The 4,056-nt window shown below is 71.8% G+C and carries 3 protein-coding genes; 2 read left to right on the top strand and 1 reads right to left on the bottom strand.

The annotated features are described in order from the left end of the window. Positions 1-806, bottom strand: an 806-nt coding sequence (locus CCR79_RS11970; RefSeq protein ID WP_201173142.1) for a hypothetical protein, incomplete at its 3' end; no start/stop codon positions are given. A 158-nt stretch (positions 807-964) separates the two neighbouring features. On the opposite strand from CCR79_RS11970, the gene CCR79_RS11965 reads away from it, so the two are divergent. Together CCR79_RS11965 and CCR79_RS11960 are read left to right on the top strand one after the other, a co-directional pair. After that, positions 965-3,376: a penicillin-binding protein 1A gene (locus tag CCR79_RS11965; protein ID WP_201173140.1), complete on the top strand. Its 2,412-nt coding sequence runs from the start codon at positions 965-967 to the stop codon at positions 3,374-3,376. A gap of 40 nt (positions 3,377-3,416) precedes the next feature. Then, a complete protein-coding gene (locus CCR79_RS11960; protein ID WP_201173137.1) occupies positions 3,417-4,046 on the top strand; it encodes a hypothetical protein in 630 nt (209 codons plus the stop codon). Positions 4,047-4,056 lie beyond the last annotated feature (10 nt).

Raw genomic sequence — 4,056 nt, 5'->3', positions numbered from 1 at the left:
TCGGGGGGTGGATCGGGCGGGGCCGGATCCGCGGCAGGGCCCTCTCGTTCCTCCGGCGGCTGCGGATCCCGCCCGTGGTCGGCGGTGGGCGGCTCCACGTCGGTGTCGGCGTGGTCGCCGGCTCCGGGGACGAGCGTACTGCCCCAGTGGGCGTGGGCCGCCACCCCCGCCAGGCCGGCGGCCAGCGCAGCGCCGGCGGCGGTGCGCAGGGCGTGCCCGTTGTCGCGGGCGTTCGGGTCCCGCGCGTGGAGCAGGTTGTCCGGCCCCGGGCAGCGGGCCACCTCGGCCAGGGCCCGGGTCAGTCGGGCTGCCGGGGTGTCTGGCAACGGGGCCGGTGGCGTCCCGGTTGCCCGGGCCAGGGCATCGCGGCTGGTGAGCAGCGCCACCGGCCGCAGGCCAGACTCGTACAGCAGCGCGCGGGCGGCGTTCAGGTCGGTGTGTCGAGCGGCGAGCAGGCGCGGCCGCCGGCGCTCGTCGCCGAGGCAGTAACGCCAGGCGGAGGCCGGTGCAGGCAGGGCGCGGCGGACGTGCAGGCGCAGCACGGCGCGGTGCTCGGAGCGGCGCAGCCCGTCGGGCAGGCGGAGCCGATGGCGCTGCACGCGGCTCTCGGGCACGGCCATCGCGACCCGCGGCCGGCCAGCGTCGAGCCGGCGGCAGGCCGCGCGCAACGCCTCCCGTCGGCCCTCCGCGCCCGTGCCACGGACGGGTTCCGCGGTGTAGGCGTAGTGGCTACGGCGCCGCAGGCAGACGTGCACGGTTCGTCCGGCCACGGCGACGCCGAGCGTCGCGGTGCTGGGCAGGGGCATCCCGTCTCCTCCCTGAGACGCTGGTTCCCGAGCCGCCGCCACCGGTCCCTGGTGCGCGGCGAAGAGCATCCCCCCACTATAAGGCGGGAACTCGCCCGTTCAAGAGGTGGTCAGTATACTGCCTACAGAGTTTGCCAAGGCGCCTGCGCCCCGTCCCCATGAAGCGATTCCTGCGTACCCTTCTCTACACCACCGTCGCCCTGGTCGGTGTCGGCGCTGTCCTGGCCGCGGCGGCCGTGGCCTACGCCGTGTTCGTGCTCGCCCCGCAGCTGCCGGATGCCGAGTCGCTGCGCGACGTGCGCTTCCAGCAGCCGCTGCGTGTCGTCAGCGCCGAGGGTGAGCTCATCGCCGAGTACGGCGAGCAGCGGCGCCAGCCGGAGGATATCGACGATCTCCCCACCGATCTGCTGCTGGCGTTCATCGCCGCCGAGGACGACCGCTTCTACGAACACCCCGGGGTGGATTACCAGGGCCTTGCGCGTGCGGTCGGCCACGTGGTCCGCGAGCGTTCCTTCGGGCCCGGTGGTTCCACCATCACCATGCAGCTCGCGCGGAACTTCTTCCTTTCGCGCGAGGTGACCATCCTGCGCAAGGTCAACGAGATCCTCCTGGCGCTGCAGATCGAGCGGACGCTGTCCAAGGAGGAGATCCTCGAGCTCTACCTCAACAAGATCTACCTGGGCCATCGCGCCTACGGCGTGGCGGCGGCCGCGCAGGTCTACTACGGCAAGGACCCCGACGAGCTCGATCTGGCCCAGATGGCGATGATCGCCGGCCTGCCGAAGGCGCCCTCGGTAGCCAACCCCATCCGCAATCCGCAGCGGGCGCTCCAGCGGCGTGCCTACGTTCTCGGCCGGATGCTCAACGAGGGCTTCATCAGCCCGGAGCGCTATCAGGAGGCCATGGCTGCGCCGATCACCGCCGATTTGCACGCCCCGCGCAGCCGCGTGGACGCTCGCTACGTCGGTGAGATGGTGCGCCGGACCATGACCGAGCGCTACGGGCCCGAGGAGGCCTACACCGGTGGCTACACGGTCTACACCACCATCGAGAAGGACCGTCAGGACGCCGCCAACCGGGCCCTGCGCAGCGGCCTCCGCGATTACGACCGGCGCCACGGCTACCGGGGGCCGGAGGGCAGCGTTGAAGCGGAGCTGGTTGGCGATCCGGCGGCCATGGAGGAGGCACTGACCGCCCACCCGCCCTTCGGAGGCCTGCAGGCGGCCGTGGTGCTCGCCGTGGAGCCCGAGGCGGCGTGGGTCTGGCCGCGTGGCGGGCGCGTGCTACAGGTCGACTTCGAGACCATGGAGTGGGCGCGCCCCTACCGGGATGCCAACCGGCGCGGTCCCGCCCCGGAGGAGGCGGGCGACGTGGTGGAGGTCGGCGATATCGTGCGTGTCGCGCCGCGGGGCGAGGGGCGCGGTGCCCTCAGCGCCGTCCCCGATGTCTCCGGCGCGCTGGTGGCCCAGGACCCGATGGATGGCCGGGTGCGGGCGCTTGCCGGCGGCTTCGACTTCCGGCTCAGTTCCTTCAACCGGGCGGTGCAGGCGCGGCGGCAGACCGGTTCGGTGTTCAAGCCGTTCATCTACTCGGCGGCCCTCGAGAACGGCTACACGCCGGCCACCCTGGTCAACGATGCGCCGGTGGTCTTCCGGGACGATGCCCTAGAGAGCTACTGGCGGCCGGGCAACTACTCGGGCCGTTTCTACGGCCCCACCCGGCTGCGCGAGGCGCTGGTCTTCTCCCGCAACCTGGTCTCGATCCGGGTGCTGCGCGACGTCGGCATCGACCCGACCATCGCTCACGCCGCCCGCATCGGCTTCCCGGCGGAGAGCCTGCCGCGGGATCTCTCCCTGGCCCTGGGCAGCAACAGCGCCACCCCGCTGCAGATCTCCAGTGCCTTTGCGGCCTTTGCCAACGGCGGGTACCGCGTCATCCCCAATGTCATCGAGCGCGTCGAGGACGGCGCCGGCGAGGTGGTCTTCCGGCCGGATTTCCCGGAGGCGTGCGAGCTGTGTCGCGACGACCTGCCCATGGCCTCGGTCCCGGGCGAACGCATCGGCCTGTTCGATTTGCCGCCGCAGGCCGAGCGTGTCCTGCCCGAAGACAACGCATGGCTGATCAGCGACATGCTCTCCGATGTGGTGGAGCGCGGTACCGGCCGAGGGGCCCGGCGGGTGCTCGACCGCGAGGATCTGGCCGGCAAGACCGGCACCACCAACGACCTGCGCGATGCCTGGTTCGTGGGCTACAACCAGGACCTAGTGGCCACGGCGTGGATCGGCTTCGACGACCAGCGCAGCCTGGGCCGGGGCGAGACCGGCGCCACGGCCGCGCTGCCGATCTGGGCGCGGTTCATGTCGGTAGCCCTCGACGGGGTCGAGGAGCGCTCCGTTCCGCGCCCGGACGGTCTGGTCACGGTGCGCATCGATCCGGAGTCCGGGCGCGCGACGAGCTCCGAGAACCCAGAGGCAATTTTCGAGACCTTCCGCGAGGAGACCGTTCCGGTCCGCGAGGACCGCGATCGCCGGCAACGCGACGGCGAGCATTCGGAGCGGCAGCTCTTCTAGGCGGACGGCACCAGCAGACGGCCGGAGCAGGGGGGAAGCCATGGGACGCAGAAGTGCCAACCACCAGCGCGATCAGCGCATGCGGCTGAGCCTGATACGCGAGGCAGCGCGGCTGATGGCCGAGGACGGCGTACGTGATTACTACGCCGCCAAGCGCAAAGCGGCGGAGCGCCTGGGCGCCAGCGACACCCGTAACCTCCCCGGTAATCAGGAGATCCAGGAGGCGCTGCTGGAGTACCACGCCGTCTTCGGTGGCGAGGAGCACGAGGCCGCGCTGCGCCATCTGCGCCGGCGTGCCCTGGAGGCGATGGATTTCTTCGCCGACTTCCGCCCGCGGCTGGTGGGGCCGGTGCTCGCCGGAACCGCCGACGCCGAGTCGCCGGTGCAGCTGCACGTCTTCGCCGATACCCCCGAGACGGTTCTGATGTTCCTCATGGACCGGCGCATCCCCTTCGAGTCCGATGAGCGGCGCCTGCGCTTCGGCCGCGACGGGTGGTCCATCCAGCCGATGTTCCGCTTCCTGGCCGGAGATACCGAGGTGGAGCTGACCGTTTTCTCGGAGGCCGGCCTGCGCGAGCCGCCCCGCAGCGAGGTCCACGGCGGGGCGATGGAGCGCGCCGGCGTTGCTGAGGTGACCGCGCTGCTCGAGGCGGTGGTGGGCGAGGAGTAAGGGGGCGGGG

This window comes from Halorhodospira halophila (genome assembly GCF_016653405.1).
Taxonomy (GTDB): Bacteria; Pseudomonadota; Gammaproteobacteria; order Nitrococcales; family Halorhodospiraceae; genus Halorhodospira; species Halorhodospira halophila_A.
Note: the sequence above shows the minus strand (reverse complement) of the source record. Positions and strands in the feature narration are given on the sequence as shown.

Coding starts and splice junctions, on each gene's coding strand:
- CCR79_RS11960 (WP_201173137.1), top strand. CDS start 3,417: ATGGGACGCAGAAGTGCCAACCACCAGCGCGATCAGCGCATGCGGCTG.
- CCR79_RS11965 (WP_201173140.1), top strand. CDS start 965: ATGAAGCGATTCCTGCGTACCCTTCTCTACACCACCGTCGCCCTGGTC.